This is a genomic window from Shewanella electrica (assembly GCF_022321485.1).
Classification (GTDB): Bacteria; Pseudomonadota; Gammaproteobacteria; order Enterobacterales; family Shewanellaceae; genus Shewanella; species Shewanella electrica.
This window is the reverse complement of the sequence record NZ_JAKOGG010000866.1, coordinates 1-229: the sequence shown is the minus strand read 5'-3', so window position 1 is coordinate 229 and position 229 is coordinate 1. Positions and strand designations below refer to the sequence as shown.

1 protein-coding gene is annotated in these 229 nt (G+C 50.7%); it reads left to right on the top strand.

Features of this window, described 5'->3' with window-relative positions:
- Positions 1 to 229 (top strand): aminotransferase class I/II-fold pyridoxal phosphate-dependent enzyme (locus L9G74_RS22255; RefSeq protein ID WP_238899155.1); only part of this gene is annotated, 229 nt, incomplete at both ends.

Genomic DNA, 229 nt, shown 5'->3' with positions numbered 1-229 from the left:
AATACGGGGTGTTGGTCGTTGCTGATGAAATCCACGGTGACTTGGTTATTGAGGGGGAAGACTACACGCCAACCTTCTCTTTAGATCCAATCATTTTGAGTAACGTAATTACCCTCGTATCAACCTCCAAGACCTTTAACCTCGCTTCCTTACAAGCGGCGACCGCCATTATCGCCAACCCCTTATTACGGAGCCGGTTTGCCCAGGCAGCCAACCGACAGGGGATCGT